At 32.4% G+C, this 13,508-nt stretch carries 14 protein-coding genes and 1 pseudogene; 13 read left to right on the top strand and 2 right to left on the bottom strand.

What is annotated here, in order from left to right:
• The first annotated feature begins 36 nt into the window (after positions 1-36).
• The 4 genes and pseudogenes from NSQ40_RS14230 to NSQ40_RS14215 all read left to right on the top strand — a co-directional run bounded on the left by NSQ40_RS14230 (position 37) and on the right by NSQ40_RS14215 (position 3,751).
• Positions 37-1,677 (top strand): annotated as a pseudogene (locus NSQ40_RS14230) (M3 family metallopeptidase).
• A 44-nt stretch (positions 1,678-1,721) separates the two neighbouring features.
• Positions 1,722-2,474, top strand: a complete 753-nt coding sequence (locus tag NSQ40_RS14225; RefSeq protein ID WP_003207420.1) for a WecB/TagA/CpsF family glycosyltransferase — start codon at positions 1,722-1,724, stop codon at positions 2,472-2,474.
• Between the two features lie 49 nt (positions 2,475-2,523).
• Complete coding sequence (locus NSQ40_RS14220; protein ID WP_003198016.1) at positions 2,524-3,225, top strand: 5'-methylthioadenosine/adenosylhomocysteine nucleosidase; 702 nt, start codon at positions 2,524-2,526, stop codon at positions 3,223-3,225.
• A 76-nt stretch (positions 3,226-3,301) separates the two neighbouring features.
• Positions 3,302-3,751, top strand: a complete 450-nt coding sequence (locus NSQ40_RS14215) for a GNAT family N-acetyltransferase (protein ID WP_371391947.1) — start codon at positions 3,302-3,304, stop codon at positions 3,749-3,751.
• Positions 3,752-3,802: 51 nt separating this feature from the next.
• Here NSQ40_RS14215 and NSQ40_RS14210 read toward each other — a convergent pair whose 3' ends face one another.
• Positions 3,803-4,222: a hypothetical protein gene (locus NSQ40_RS14210; protein WP_003198020.1), complete on the bottom strand. Its 420-nt coding sequence runs from the start codon at positions 4,220-4,222 to the stop codon at positions 3,803-3,805.
• 174 nt (positions 4,223-4,396) lie between these two features.
• On the opposite strand from NSQ40_RS14210, the gene NSQ40_RS14205 reads away from it, so the two are divergent.
• From NSQ40_RS14205 to NSQ40_RS14175, 7 genes are all read left to right on the top strand, one after another.
• Positions 4,397-5,044, top strand: coding sequence for a response regulator transcription factor (locus NSQ40_RS14205; RefSeq protein ID WP_003198023.1), 648 nt, complete (start codon positions 4,397-4,399; stop codon positions 5,042-5,044).
• The gene (locus tag NSQ40_RS14200) at positions 5,037-6,434 is read left to right on the top strand and encodes a sensor histidine kinase (protein WP_033796217.1); all 1,398 of its coding nucleotides are present in this window, start codon (positions 5,037-5,039) and stop codon (positions 6,432-6,434) included. Before NSQ40_RS14205 ends, NSQ40_RS14200 begins: the two co-directional genes overlap by 8 nt.
• Positions 6,435-6,552: 118 nt before the next feature.
• The gene (locus NSQ40_RS14195) at positions 6,553-6,981 is read left to right on the top strand and encodes a cell wall hydrolase (protein WP_003198028.1); all 429 of its coding nucleotides are present in this window, start codon (positions 6,553-6,555) and stop codon (positions 6,979-6,981) included.
• 444 nt (positions 6,982-7,425) lie between these two features.
• Positions 7,426-7,920 (top strand): transglycosylase SLT domain-containing protein, encoded by a 495-nt coding sequence (locus NSQ40_RS14190; RefSeq protein WP_033796197.1) that lies wholly within the window; start codon positions 7,426-7,428, stop codon positions 7,918-7,920.
• Between the two features lie 104 nt (positions 7,921-8,024).
• Positions 8,025-9,821, top strand: coding sequence for a Xaa-Pro dipeptidyl-peptidase (locus NSQ40_RS14185; RefSeq protein WP_033796198.1), 1,797 nt, complete (start codon positions 8,025-8,027; stop codon positions 9,819-9,821).
• 238 nt (positions 9,822-10,059) lie between these two features.
• Complete coding sequence (locus NSQ40_RS14180) at positions 10,060-10,290, top strand: hypothetical protein (protein ID WP_003198034.1); 231 nt, start codon at positions 10,060-10,062, stop codon at positions 10,288-10,290.
• 450 nt (positions 10,291-10,740) lie between these two features.
• Positions 10,741-11,214 carry an ankyrin repeat domain-containing protein gene (locus NSQ40_RS14175; protein ID WP_003207326.1) on the top strand — a complete coding sequence of 158 codons (474 nt, stop codon included), beginning with the start codon at positions 10,741-10,743 and terminating at the stop codon, positions 11,212-11,214.
• 90 nt (positions 11,215-11,304) lie between these two features.
• Here NSQ40_RS14175 and NSQ40_RS14170 read toward each other — a convergent pair whose 3' ends face one another.
• On the bottom strand, positions 11,305-12,231 hold the full coding sequence (locus NSQ40_RS14170) for an aldo/keto reductase (protein ID WP_003207330.1): 927 nt from the start codon (positions 12,229-12,231) through the stop codon (positions 11,305-11,307).
• A gap of 283 nt (positions 12,232-12,514) precedes the next feature.
• Between NSQ40_RS14170 and NSQ40_RS14165 the strand changes: the two genes are divergently transcribed.
• Complete coding sequence (locus NSQ40_RS14165; RefSeq protein WP_033796199.1) at positions 12,515-12,871, top strand: FtsB family cell division protein; 357 nt, start codon at positions 12,515-12,517, stop codon at positions 12,869-12,871.
• A gap of 258 nt (positions 12,872-13,129) precedes the next feature.
• Complete coding sequence (locus NSQ40_RS14160; protein ID WP_003198042.1) at positions 13,130-13,456, top strand: DUF3870 domain-containing protein; 327 nt, start codon at positions 13,130-13,132, stop codon at positions 13,454-13,456.
• Positions 13,457-13,508 lie beyond the last annotated feature (52 nt).

The following is a 13,508-nucleotide window of genomic DNA, read 5'->3' as shown; positions in this document are numbered from 1 at the left end:
TTATTGTAACTATCTGTAAAAACAGGAGGCTATAAAATGAATCAAATGATCAATCATCCAACGCGATGGGATTTGGAAAGGTTATATCCTGAAACAAAAGATCCTACGTTTTCTACAGAAATAGAGATAATCGAACAATTAATAGGAACATATAAAGAAAATAGCGACCCAGCAATCCTCTCAAGAATTATACAAAGAATTGAAAAGGCAGAGTATTACTTTTATTGTCTTTCTGCTGAACACGCAGATGAATTTACAGCTGCTTTACCTCATACAAAAATAAATACGTTGAAAACAGAGGTTCGTTTATTACTACAAGAATCGAATCATGAAAAAAGTAACTTCTTCGAAAATCAAAATATCAACTTTATAGAAAATGAATTAAAAGCTTGGGAAGACATGTACATACAATTACGAAATAGATTAGAAGTACATCATAATAACGAGATATTATCATTTGGAAAAGCAAACTATCTTGCGATGAATGGTGAAACTCATCATGAAAGATTAGCGGTATTTTCTTCTCTTACAGAGGCATTGGAAAAGGAGAAAACAGTATTTGCTAGCGTACTTAATCAAATAGGTAGATTGCGTAACCTAAAAAGTAACCTGTTACAAGAAAAGGAGGTATTGTCACAATCGCTTCAAGCAAACGGTATTTCTAAAAATGCATTATTGGAAATGTGGAATGCTATTGAAGGGAATCTTGAAAAGTTATCGAGTGTTATAGCGTTTCATAAAAGAAGTAAGGAGACGTTTACTTGACATGATTTGATGACATTGGAAGAAAATAATCAGGTTCAAATTCCGTTTTCAATAGCAGTAGAAAATATATATGAGGCCTTAAAGGATATCGATGAAGAACTAGCTCAATTTGCACAGCACGCTATTATGAATGGTTGGGTTGATGCTGAGCCAAGAGATAATAAGCCACCTAGTGGATTTTGCGCTCCTTTTTTAAGTGAAGGAGAATCTCGAATTTCATTACGGTATGATGAAACAATTGATAGTGTAAGAATATTAGCTCATGAATTAGGGCATGCATGGCATTTTTATGTAATGAGCAATGAGCAGTCTACTGCTTTTTTAGATGACTACCTTCCAATGTGTATGGCAGAATCAGCATCTATTTTCTTTGAGATGGTACTTGTAGATTACTTAGTTAAAATAGCAGAAAGTGAAGAACTGAGAAAATCATTGCTTAGCTGGAAAATCAGAAATAGCTTTAATTATGTAATGGCCATTCGAGCTTCATTTCAATTTGAGCAAACATTTTATGAAGAAAGTCAAAAGGGACATTTAAGTGCGGATGAATTAGAGAGATTATCTATACTTTCACAAAAAGCAGCTTATGGAAATTCTTTAACAGAATATCAACCTTTTGTTTGGATGAAATATGGTCAATTTTATACAGCGAGTGTTCCTTTTTACAATTATCCATATACATTTGGTTATCTACTAAGTTTAGGATTATTAGAAATTGCAAAACAAGATGGTAGTGAGTTTCATTCTAAATACAAAAAATTCTTGTGTGAGACTGGAAAACGCCCAGTCGAAGAGTTGGTGAAACAATACTTTCACATCGACCTTGCTGATAATGAGTTTTGGGAGAAAGCATTACTTCAAATAAATAAGGATATTGATGAGTATTTACAGTTTGTACAAGAGGAAGTTTAAGTCATTTATTATAAGAGAACACATAGGGGAAGTGTATGTAAGAAATGGAACAACAATACATAAAAGGCATACCATTTTGTAGCTTAGAGTATAAGAGAGTAATAGATTTATTAAAAAATTGGTTATCTGAAAAGGAAAATAAACCAAAGTTTATTGTTACGGCAAATCCCGAAATTGTAATGTCTGCTAAAGAAACTTCAGCTGAATCTGTACGTTTTAAAAAGATTTTGTTATCAGCGGACTTAATAACAGCGGATGGAATAGGAGTTATACTTGGTTCTAAAATTTTAAAAGGAAAATTAAAGGAGCGCGTTACAGGTGCAGATTTAACTCATGACTTAATAGAGTATTGTAATCAAGAGGGATACCGGGTGTTTCTTTTTGGTGCTGCACCAGAAAGTAATGAGAAAGCATTAGAAAATTTGAAAATACGTTTTCCACATGCGGTTTTCGAAGGACAGCATGGATTTGTGAAAAATGAGCAGATAGAAGAAGTCAAAGTTCGAATTCAACAATTCGAGCCACACTTGCTATTGGTAGGATTAGGATCTCCTAGGCAAGAGGTATTCATCTATGAAAATCTTCAAGAATTAAACGTACCTTTATCTATTGGTATTGGAGGTATGATTGATATTTTATCCGGCACGGTAAAACGAGCTCCGAAACTAATGAGGGATACTGGTACAGAATGGTTATATAGGTTAGTAACACAGCCTAAAAGAATAAAACGACAGTTAATACTTCCAAAATTTTTAGTATCGGTTATGGCTGAGAGAGTCAGAAAAAGCGTTCATTAATTTTTTATAATAGAAACTTTATATATAATCGAGAAGAGGTAGACGACCAATGAAAAAAATCGGTATTATTGGAGCCATGCAAATTGAAATAGACTTACTTTTAGAAAAATTAGATATTTATGAGGAATATACAATTGCAAGAATGCCTTTTTATAAAGGAATATTTATGGATAAAGAGATTATTGTTACTCGCTGTGGTATGGGGAAGGTCAATGCCGCTTCATGTGCACAAATTTTAATAGACAAATTTGAAGTGGATTGCATGATTAATATAGGTATTGCGGGAGGGTTACATCCTGATGTTAAAGTTGGTGATCTAGTTATTTCTACGAACGTTACACATCATGATGTAAATAAAAATCAAATGAAGAATCTGTTTCCATTCCAAGAAACATTTATTGCAAATCAGGAATTAAGAGAGCTTGCACGAAAAGCATGTAATACCAGTGGTTTAGACATAAATGTTCATGAAGGAAGAATTGTAAGTGGAGAATGCTTTGTTGAAGATGCAAAGCTAAAAGAGAAACTGCTGGATGAATATGCGCCTCATTGCACTGAAATGGAAGGATCAGCAATTGGGCATGTTGCCTTTATCAACGATATACCGTTTCTTATAATTAGAAGTATTTCTGACAGTGCGGATGATGATGCAACTAGTTCTTATGAAAACTTTGCAAAAATTACAGCTGATCAATCTTCAAGAGTTATAATGGAAATGATTAAGAATATATCAAGTAACACAGTTGTATGATTTATATGTAAAGAAGGGCCTCTTTAATAAAAGAGGCCTTGTTAAGTTAAAAGAAATTTTTAACAGAGAGGTGATTATAATAAAGATTGTAGAAATTAAAAAGATTATAGACCTTTCACAACTTGATATCACTCATCTTATAAAAGAAAGTAAAGAAGAGGGATTTCATTTTATTCCAAAATTAGTAAATGAATACAAAAGCAAAACGAACACATTTAGTAAGATGGGTGAATGTTTATATGGTATTTTCCATGAGGATACTCTAATTGGAATTGGTGGATTAAATCAAGATTCATATACGAAAACTGAAACGATTGGACGGTTAAGAAGGTTTTATATTTCCAAAGCATATCGAAGGAAAGGGCTAGGAAACTTATTATTAAAGAGGATACTATCTGATGCAAGAGAACATTTTCAAATTGTCGTTCTATATACAGACACAGAACGAGCTAGTCAATTTTACACTTCAAATGGATTTCTGAAAAGTGAAGAATATAAAGGATCAACCCATTATGTAAAATTATAAAAAAGATTCCATAGACGATGTTTTATGGAATCTTTCTCTTTCTATTAGTGATTATGATGATGTAACTTTCAAATGCTTTAATAAATTTTCAGGATGACCTTGTACATAATAAAAGTGTGGATTATTTTCATCATCATAAATCATGATATATGGCTTTTCGTTAAGCGGAAGGAGTACAAGAACTTCATCTATCGTTGTATGTATCCATTGATTTGTGATGACTACAGGTTTAGATAAAGGGATTTTCACCATATGTCCAGTTTTAGGGACAACATTTAGATTTTTAAATGCTCCGGTAATTGATTTTGCATATTGTATCGCCTCTTTTTGAATTTCTGTGTTTAGAGATTGCTTTTGCACGACCATTTCCTTTTGACAATCAAATACTTCAATTTGTTTATTTGTTTCTGCGAGAACAGTTGTGGATAATAAAAATGAAAACAGAAAAATGAATCCTATTTTTTTAAACATGGAACAACACCTCATATTTACTATACCCCCAAACCCTATAAATATTTTTTGTCACATTCATGTAACAAAAATGTTGTACCATAACAAAGTAAAATAAGAAATTCATGTTACTTTGTTATGAAAATGATTACAATTTATAAGGCACATATATATAGTTAATGGAGGAAGGTACGAGTGAGAGTATTAATCGCAGATGATGAGCAGGATATGCTTAAAATTTTAAAAGCTTATTTTGAAAAGGAAGGCTTCCAAGTTCTTTTAGCGAAGGATGGAGAAGAAGCACTTGAAATATTTTATGAAGTAAAAATTGATTTAGCAATTTTAGACTGGATGATGCCAAAAAGGAATGGGATCACTGTATGCCAGGAAATAAAAAAGAACTCGAGTGTGAAAGTATTGATGCTTACTGCTAAAAGTGAAAATGAAGATGAACTTGCGGCCTTACAAAGCGGGGCGGATGAATATGTGAAAAAGCCATTTCATCCAGGGATTTTACTTACAAGAGCTAAAAAACTACTGAATCAAGATGAAGTCATACAAGTTCAAAATCTAAAAATAGATTTGATAAAGAATAAAGTATATAAAAGTGATAAAGAATTAGAAATTACAAAAACAGAGTTAGAATTAATTAAATGTTTTTTAAATCATAAAGGTACAATATTAACACGTGAAAAGTTACTAGATATTGTATGGGGATTTGATTATTTTGGAGATGAGCGAACAGTGGATACACATGTTAGACGATTGCGAAAAAAAATAGGGGAAGATATTATTAAAACGCACCGCGGTTTAGGTTACAGTTTGGAGGATGAACGTGAATAAGCTTGGTAAAAAACTTTTTGTTAGTATATCGTTAACAATCGTTCTTATATTTACTATTTCATTATTGTTAATGAACTATTTTTTACCGAAATATAATATATACAAAACACGAGAAAAGTTAAATATCATTACAGATCAAATCCAGTCTTCGTCTGTTGAACACTTAACAGCTACTATAAATCAAATTGAGAATGAGAATAACGTAACAATTGTGTATACTTCTATAAAAAATACAGAGGATGAAATTAATGAATCGTTACGCTCTGGGCTTATAAAAAAAAGAGTAACATTGAACAAGTTTTGGATTACAAAAGAAGACGTAATGAAAGTAAAAACTTCTGGACAAGCAAATAAATTATATGATCAAGAGAAGCTAAAAGCGAGCTTTTTTGCGAAATTTATTTCGAAAAATGAAATGTTAATCTTAGTAGGAGTATCTATTGCGCACTCGAATGAACTAATCGAGACACTTAATACATTTAATATATATATTTTTGGTTTTTCAATATTTCTTGTCATTGTACTTGTTTGGATATTATCAAAAACGATTACAACACCGTTGAAAGAATTAAGCGATGTTGCAGAAGATATTTCCAATCTAGAATTTAAGAAAGCAAAAGTGAAAACAAACGATGAAATTAGAGATTTAGCCAATAGTATTAATATTATGAGTGATAAATTATATGAAGCTCATCAAGATTTAACGAATAGAAATGAACATTTAAAACGGTTTATGGGGGATATTACTCATGAATTAAAGACCCCCATCGCTTTAGTCAAAGCATATTCTATGGGGATTAAAGACGGTCTCGATGATGGGACATATTTAGATATAATTATTAAACAAACTGATCAAATTTCAAATTTAATAGAAGAGTTATTACGTTTTTCGAAATTAGAAAGAGACTTGTTACAAAAAGAAGAAGTGCAGATAGAACCCCTTATTAAAAGTATAATTGATAAACATGAAATTGAGTTCCACGCAAAAGGTATACATTTACAAATAGATTGTCGTGCGAGAGATGCTAGTGTTTATGTAGATTTGGATAAAATGAAAATGGTATGTAATAATTTAATTTCAAATGCAATCAAATATACAACAAATCAAAATATCAAGATTGTATTGGAAGAGAGAAAAGATTATGTATATTTTAGTATCCAAAATGGAATTGCTCCTGAAGTAAGTACAGATATCGAAAAAATTTGGGAACCATTTTATGTATTAGAAGCTTCACGTAATAAAGAAATATCAGGAACTGGATTAGGATTAGCCATTGTAAAGAGTATTTTAGAACGACATGGTTTTGAGTATGGTGTATCCATTATAAAAGAGGAAATACAATTTTATATGTATATGGAAAAGAGTTTACGAAAGTTAAACATACGATAATTGGAAGAGGATACCATGTCCAATATAAATTAATTTAGAAAACAACCTATATTAAACAAGTCATTATCCTGACCAATAAACAATACTATAAAGAGAAAAATATAATGGGGGTGGAGTCATGGGAGTTGTTAACGCTACAGATGCAGATATTGCACTTTTAGCAAGATTACTCAGAGCAGAAGCCGAAGGAGAAGGAACTCAGGGTATGTTACTCGTCGGAAATGTAGGAATTAACCGACTAAGAGCAAATTGTTCTGACTTTAAAAACCTTCGTACCATTAGACAAATGATTTTCCAAGAACATGCATTTGAAGCTGTTACGCATGGATATTTCTATCAAAGAGCAAGAGAAAGTGAAAAACGTTTAGCTCGTCGAGTTATCAATGGAGAGAGGTACTGGCCTGGGAAATTTAGTTTGTGGTATTTTAGGCCACCAGGCGATTGTCCTCAACAATGGTATAATCAGCCCTTTGTAGGACGTTATAAAAAACACTGTTTTTTTCAACCAACAGCCGCAACCTGTGAACAAGTTTATAACACATTTTAAACACTGATAAAAAAGTCTGTAATTACAGAAAAACCAATCCAAAAATGAACTGTACCTTATAAAGTGAAACTTTAATCAGTGGGGGTTTTCTTCATCCTCCACTGATTATTAGTTGAACGAATCGGGCTTTTACGGACAGTTCATCTCCCACCTAACTTCTTTGCTTTCGCTGAATTTTGAGGTGGGAGTGTTACTGTCCGTTAATGCGGGATAAAGTGGACAGTTTAATAAAAAGATCTTTAGAAATTAAGCACTTAAAAGATGGTTCCGGTATTGTACCGGAACCATCTTTTTGAGTGCCCATGATTCGGGGTACAGTTCAGATAACTTTCGTAAGCTCTTTTTATTTTTTAAAATTGTATTCTGTCAAATAGATGTCACATGAACATTTTATAGTATAGGTATACAAGGATTGAGCATAAACGATATAGGAGATATGAATCTATGAAACAATTATTAAAATATATAGTAGTAATTTGCACGTTGACGCTTTTATGTTATGCAGCTTATATGAAGTATGAAAAACAAAAAGAAATTGAAAATAATAAATTAGTAATTACTGAAATCTCGAAGCAGTACGGTATACCAGACTGGATTCCACTTGCAATTGCTGATCATGAAACAAAATTTAATCGAAAAGCTGTTGGAGATAAAGGGACATCTTTTGGGCTATTTCAGTTACATCGGGGCGGATTAGCACCTGCACAATTATCAGAAGAGAACTTAAAAGATGCAAAAACGAATGCAACAATAGCAATCTCACATATGGTGAGTTCCTATAAACGTGGAGTAAACAAAGGATTAACAGAATTAGCTCTTTTAAAATATGTTGCCAATACATCGGGATGGCCTGGAAATTTAGGAGAAGATTGGACAAATAATAATACGAAATATAATGTTGGGTTAGAGAAATCTTATAAGCTATATAAGAAAGATTAAAATATTACAAATTTCTCAAGTTTTCACCTCTTTATAAACTGAATTTTCTGTTATTTTGTTGTATAGTGAAAGAAGTGGTAGAAGAATATAAAGGGGGAAGGAATTTGAGGAAAAAACAGTTTGTAATTGCGCTTTCAGCAATGTTTTCTCTAACACTTACATCTGGCATATCTAGTATTACGGTACATGCAGAGCAGAAAGAAGAGAATTCAAAGAAATTTACTTTACCGCTAAATGGGAAAGTACCAGAAACGTTAGCTCAATCGGCAAAGATTGAGTTAGAAAATGGAATGACGAAACCAATTTATTCACTTGATGAGGCAATTGTAGAAAATTTATTTGTAGAAACAGAGATTGATAGTGACCGAGATGGTAAAAAAGATCGTGTATCGGTAAAGGTAATGCGACCGAAAACAGAACCGGGTGTGAAAGTTCCTGTTATTTATGAAATGAGTCCTTATCGTTCAGGGATAAATAATGTACCAGTTTATAATGTAGATGAAGAATTACACCCTACGGAAGGTAAACCTTATGCAGGACCAGCTAACCTCGGTTCATATGGAAATTATTATGTTCCTCGTGGATATGCCGTTATTTTAGGTGAAAGCATTGGTACTGGGAAATCAGATGGATGTCCAACAACTGGTGACGAACAAGAAATTATCGGTACAAAATCTGTTATTGATTGGGTAAATGGAAGAGCAAAAGCATTCACAGAATATGGTGAGGAAATACAGGCGGATTGGTCTACAGGAAATGTCGGGATGACAGGTGCTTCATATAATGGCACATTGCCGAACGCTGTTGCAACAACAGGAGTTGAAGGGTTAAAAACAATTATTCCTATTGCCGCGATTAGCAGTTGGTATGATTATTACCGTGCAAATGGGGCAGTTGTTGCACCAGGTGGTTATCAAGGTGAAGATACAGATAATATGGCCGAAGCAGTATTAACGAGAAAAAATCCTGAAGTTTGTCAAAAAATCATTAAAGAGCTTACTGATAGGCAGGACCGAAAAACAGGAGATTATAATGATTTTTGGGACAAGCGTAACTACGTGAAGGATGCAAAAAATATAAAGGCAAGTGTATTTGTTGTACATGGTTTAAACGATTGGAATGTAAAGACAAAACAGTTTTCACAATGGTGGGAAGCTCTTGGAGAAAATAATGTGCCACGCAAAATGTGGTTACATCAAGGAGGGCATGGGGGAACATCTAGTAATAACTGGCAACAAACACAAAATAAATGGTTTGATTATTGGTTATACGGAATTGAAAATGGAATTATGAATGAACCGATGGTAGATGTACAGCGAGAAAATAAAACGTGGCAAAAATTAAAAAATTGGCCAGACCCTGCAGCAGCTCCGTCTAAAATACGTATGCTTTTAAGTAATAAAGCAGTAGATTTACCGCTTCGAATGGGTGCGGTACAACAAGTGTCTTCATTGTTAGATGATGCAAAAATTAAATCGAATCAATTACTAACAAATCCAGAATTAGAATCACCAAATCGGTTAGTATATGTAATGCCTAAGCTCGAAAAAGAAATGAGAATAAGTGGTACACCAAAAATTTCATTTAAGGGGAGTATTGATCGTCCAGTTTCAAATTTAACCGCATTACTTGTTGATTATGGTGGTGAGAAACCAGAAATTGTGACGAGAGGATGGATGGATCCACAAAACTTGAATGGAAAAGAAGAGTCAACACCAATTATACCAGGAAAAGATTACACATTTACATGGGACATGCAGCCGGATGATTATGTATTCCAAGCCGGCCATCAAATCGGATTCGTATTAATTGCAAGTGATTATGACTATACGATTCGTCCAAAAGCAGGGACGAAACTTACAGTAAAATTAAGTGAATTAACACTGCCAATTGTAAAATAGAAGGAAGCCTCCGAATGTGGAGGCTTTTTTTGTACTGAAAAAAGGGGATGGATTCTAACATCAAATTGCCGAAAGGATGTTAGAAAGGGAATGAAAGAAGCGAAGAGAGTATTAGGATACCCTACATTCTTAGTATAAGTATTACGTTATTTTGAAATAACAATAGATTTATTATATAATATTTTCGTATTAATAATGGAGAATAGTAATTTTTAAAATAAGGAGAATGTAATATCCTATGAAAGATGTAGATTTTATACTAGAAAGTGACGAAACATTAAAGCCATCTGAACGATTAGTATTATTACTATTAGAAAAACATAGAATTCTATATACAAATGATCTGCTAGCACTATCTAATTTATCATATAAAACATTAACGGATTCATTAACTGAACTCGTAGTAAAATCATATGTATTAAAAGAGACGGGGAAGGGAAGAAGGCAAAATTGCTATAGGCTAATGTAAAAGTTATTGTATCTATAAAAGAATATAAAAATCATTTTTCAAATAAAATACAAAAAACATTTTCGTATTTTATTTGAAAAAAACAATCATTAGTAGGTACCTACTAATGATTGTTTTTATATTAAAACTAATTAATCATTTTCGCATTTTCAAAAAGATATTAGAAATAAAAAAATGTAATAAAGTCACTACAGTACGGAGTTTTTTTATTTCTATATAAACGTGGTGGTTTATTTTATAGAAAGATACAAAAATATATTTTTGATTAAACCCCGAACAGTTCATTCTAAAAATGAATTATTTTTTTATTTGTAACAAAGTAAGTAATGAAAGTTAATATTTATAATATTATTATGTAAACTTAAGTGGATTAAAAAGGAATTTTACATACTTAATAGAATTATTTCATAGTTAGAAAATGAAATGAGTTTATGTAAAAGGGGGATAACAATGAATCCAATTGTAGTAATTACAAATGCTGTAATGAATGGAGAACAGGAGAAGGTAGTAGAATTAATAAATAAAGATCAAAACCTTGTGCATTCTTATACTGAAGATGGCTGGACACTGCTTCATTTGGCTGCTTATTTTGGTCATAAAGAAATTGCAAATCTTCTTCTGGAAAATGGTGCTAATTTACATGTAAAAGCGAAGAATCAAAATGAAAATACACCGCTTCAAGCAGCAATTGCAAACAAGAAAATTGAACTCGCTACATTTTTAATTAAGCAAGGATCGGATGTTAATGCTGTACAAAGTGGTGGTTGGACAGGACTTCATGAAGCAGCTTTATTAGGCGATGAAAAAATTGTAACATTACTTATTCAAAATGGAGCAGATAAAAGTATTAAAAAAAATGATGGTAAAACAGCATATGATATCGCATTAGAGAAGGGACATCAGCATCTTCTATACCTTGTATAAGGGAAATCGAAATGAAAAATACATATAAAATATGAGAATAATAGAGTAACAAAAAAAGATTGGCAGCAATTCAATGCTACCAATCTTTTTTTAGAAGTCTCGTATATATGCTAATTCTTCTTCTAATAGAAGTGGGCGTGCAGAAGCAGCGACATTTTCTGCTGCTTGATTAGCCGTTTTTGCCCCAGGAATAGCAACAGATACAGCAGGATGCGAGAGTACATAACGAAGGGCCAACTGCCCCAAAGCTTGTTTAGGGTTTGAAAGGGATCTCAATTGTTCAACCTTGCGTAAATCATCTTGAAACCATGTTTCTTTCGGCCAATCTTGTCGTAAATCACCATCAGGGAATGTTGTTTGGTCAGTAAATTTCCCTGTTAATATTCCCATTTTTAATGGTCCACGAATGACAGCTCCTAAGTTTTTCTCTTGTAAGTAAGGTAAAATATCATTTTCAGGTTCTCGGTTAAGTATGCTGTAGTCAAGTTGTATAACATCAATCTGCCCGTCTTTATTAAAATTTTTAATATATTGTAAATCATGCGTAGAAACACCAACTGCTCTTACTTTTCCATCTCGTTTTAAAATTTCAAATGCGCGAAGGAACGCTTCGGTTTCTTCTCTTTTATCCCACCAAATATGACAAAAGTAAACATCAATGTAATCTGTTTGCAGGCGAAGTAAACTAGTTTCAAATACTGCAATTACTTTTGCTGCTGTATCGTAGACAGGTTCTCCATCAGGATCATAGTGATGACCAATTAAACCTCCTTTTGTGGAAAGGATGATATCATTACGATGTTCTTTGATTGCTTGTGCCACTAATTTTTCACTATGACCTAAACCATATACATCAGCGGTATCAATAAAATTTACTCCGCATTCAATTGCTTTTTTCATTGCAGAGATAGAATGCTTGTCATTTACACGACCCCATTCATCGCCACCAATTGCCCAAGCGCTAAATCCAATTTCAGAAACGGTTAAACTGGTTTTTCCTAATGCGCGGTATTTCATTTGTTTACCTCCTTAATAAAAGGAATCCCTAATAAATTATTCACTGAAAAAGCGAATGTGTTTGTGAGATCTTTTTGCTTAGCTTAAAAACATAAAACACTAATATATAGCACAAAAAATAAAATTTTCATCTGAAATATAGAGATGTCGTCGAAAGCTATCTCTAATTGGTTAATTTATGAGATTTTTTTATGGAGGAGCTTATTTTACGAGAAGAGAATTTAGGTTAGTAAGAAAGTATGCCTGTGGTAGTGAAATAAAATGGGTTAGGGGGATTTAAAAAATGAGGAAACTCAAGAAAGTAAATGTTCCTAATACACCACAATATCAAACACAGTCTAATGAATACCGAGTTATAAATAAGAGAAAAGTACGGCGATTTGTTTTAGTTTTTATTTTTATTCTTTCGGCCACTTTTTATATTCAATATATCCTTACTAAGCAACAAGAAATGATTGTAGAAAAGCGAGATACGATTAAAAATCAGCAAAAGCAATTACTTTCTCTAAAAAAAGATTCACGTTATTTAAAGAGTGAGGTTGCGAATCTGACAGATAATGAAGAAGAGATTTTAAAGTTTGCGAGAAAAGAGTATCAATTCTCTAAGCAAAATGAGACTATATTTGTACTACCTAAGTAGATATGCAGTAATGAAAAGGAAACATCTGTTAAAAAACAGTTAGCAAATTAGGCTAACTGTTTTTTAATACTAAATATTTTTATTCGTTCTTTGTAGACAGTAATAATTGTACAATATTTACTAAAATAAATATTGTTAAAATTCTGTCAATTGTATATAATATACAGTAAGCGGATACATTTCTTAATTAACGATGAGTCTACAGCTTATTCGCCTGTTAAGAAAACCGTTATCCTTGTATAAGAAAGGAAGATTTATGTGTACGCTTCTAATACGATTTATATCGTAGGGGACGCAAAAGCACCTCAAAACAATCCAATTACAGAAAAATTTAAAAGCTATTTTGTTGCATTTGTTGTTGAAAAAGATACAGGGAAAATTGTAGATGCGGATTGTTCAGCAACCATTTCATTAACTGCTCAATTTGTAAAACATTTATTTCTACATAGAAATATGAATGATCCACAATTAGTAGAAGAAATTAAAAATCGTTATTTCGGATCATCTCAAAAAGCATTGCTTGTAGCATTAAAAGATGCACAAAAAAAATATAATCAAATTGCTGCTTTGTCTACACATTCATAGACAAAATCCAGCCATAAGATGCATTCTTATGGCTGGATTTTTTTATTGGACA

Origin of the sequence: Bacillus sp. FSL K6-6038 (assembly GCF_038050455.1) — a bacterium.
In the GTDB taxonomy this organism is placed as follows: Bacteria; Bacillota; Bacilli; order Bacillales; family Bacillaceae_G; genus Bacillus_A; species Bacillus_A pseudomycoides.
The sequence above is the reverse complement of the archived record's forward strand: the minus strand, read 5'-3'. Positions and strand labels throughout refer to the sequence as shown.